This is a genomic window from Streptomyces sp. NPDC091682 (assembly GCF_044756625.1).
GTDB lineage: Bacteria > Actinomycetota > Actinomycetes > Streptomycetales > Streptomycetaceae > Streptomyces.
Genome location: NZ_JBIVTH010000066.1, coordinates 1 through 1,714, shown reverse-complemented (window position 1 = coordinate 1,714; position 1,714 = coordinate 1). Strand labels below are relative to the sequence as shown.

The 1,714-nt window shown below is 69.1% G+C and carries 1 protein-coding gene; it reads left to right on the top strand.

Annotation, left to right across the window (positions count from 1 at the left end; translation table 11 throughout):
- Positions 1-70 precede the first annotated feature (70 nt).
- Entirely contained in the window at positions 71-1,651 is a 1,581-nt protein-coding gene (locus ACIQK6_RS43065; RefSeq protein WP_402697821.1) for an IS1182 family transposase, read from the top strand.
- The last annotated feature ends 63 nt before the right edge of the window (positions 1,652-1,714 follow it).

Sequence of the window (1,714 nt, the reverse complement as noted above, 5' to 3'; positions counted from 1 at the left end):
CTAGGAAACTGATGAAGATGTTGGGTTCTGGCCCCGCCGCGTCAGCGGTGGGGCCAGACTCGTTCTCGTGGTGCAAGGGGAATGGTTCGGGGAGACGGTCGGGCCGGATGTGTGGGTCACGTGCCGGGAGTTGATTCCGGCAGGGAGTGTGTTCGCGTTTCTGGCCGAGCATCGCGGCGGGCTGTTCCCGGCGGTGGCGTTCGCGGACATGTATCCGTCCGGGAACGGACGGCCGAGCATGCCGCCGCAGATCCTGGCCGCGGCGATCACGTTGCAGGCTCTGCACGGGCTCTCGGACTTCGAGACGGTCCAAGAATTACGGTGTGACCTGCGGTGGAAGGCCGCTTGCGGGCTCGGCCTGCACGACATGGCGTTCGACCCGTCGCTGCTGGCCTACTTCCGGCGCCGACTGGCCCGCTCAGCCCGCCCGAACCGGGTCTTCGAGGCGGTCCGCGAGGTCGTGAAGGCCACCGGTGTCCTCAAAGGCAAGCACCGGCGTGCGCTGGACTCCACCGTTTTGGACGACGCGGTCGCCACTCAGGACACCGTCACGCAGATCATCGCCGCGATCCGGGCGGTGATCAGGGAAGTCCCCACCGCTCATGAGGTGGCAGCGGTGCAGTGCACCGCCCACGACTACACCGATCCGGGCAAGCCCCCCATCGCCTGGAACGACCCCGGGGCACGGGCCGCGCTGGTGGACGCACTGGTCGGTGACGCGCTCAGGCTGCTGGGCCATCTGCCCGAGCAGCAGCTGGGCGAGAAGGCCGCGAACGCGGTCGGCATCCTGGCCCTGGTCGCAGGCCAGGACGTCGAACCCGCCGAGGACTCCGACGGCCGCGACGGGCGTTGGCGGATCGCCCGGGGAACGGTGCATGACCGCACGGTGTCCACGGTCGATCCCGAGGCGAGGCACATCCACAAGAACCGCACCCGCCACCAGGAGGGCTTCCGCGCCCACGTGGCCTTCGAACCCGAGACCGGGCTGTTCACCGAGGTCGCCCTGACCGCCGGCAGCGGGGCCGACAACCATGAGGCCGCCGTCGCCCAGGATCTCCTCGCCGACGAGGACACTGCGGTCACTGCGTTGGGCGATGCCGCCTATGGCACCGGTGACCTGCGTGAACACCTCCACGCTCAAGGCCACGACCTGGTCATCAAGCCGCCGCCGCTCAAACCCGCCGTCCCCGGCGGGTTCACCTCCGACGACTTCACCGTCGACACCGAACAGGGCCAGGTCACCTGCCCTGCCGGGCACACCGCACGGCTCGGCCGGCCACTGGCCAACGGCGCACGCCAGGCCCAGTTCAAGAAACTGTGCGCCACCTGCCCCCTCAAGGACCGCTGCACCCGCTCCAAGACCGGACGAGTCTTCAGCGTCCACGCCAAGTACGACCTGCTCAAAGCCGCCCGCGAGCAAGCCGCCACCGACCCCGGCTGGCAGGCCGAGTACCGCCGCTGGCGGCCACCTGTCGAACGCGCCATCGCCTGGCTCGTCGCCAAGGGCAACCGCCGCGTCCCCTACCGAGGCGTCATCAAGAACAACGTCTGGCTCCACAACCGCGCCGCCGCCCTCAACCTCCGCCGCCTGATCAACCTCGGACTCACCCGCACCAACGGCACCTGGACGCTCACCACGGCCACCGCATAAGCGAGAGGGCCTCCCGGCCTACGGCCGGACGGCCCTCCAACAAGATCTTCACGAGTCTTCTAG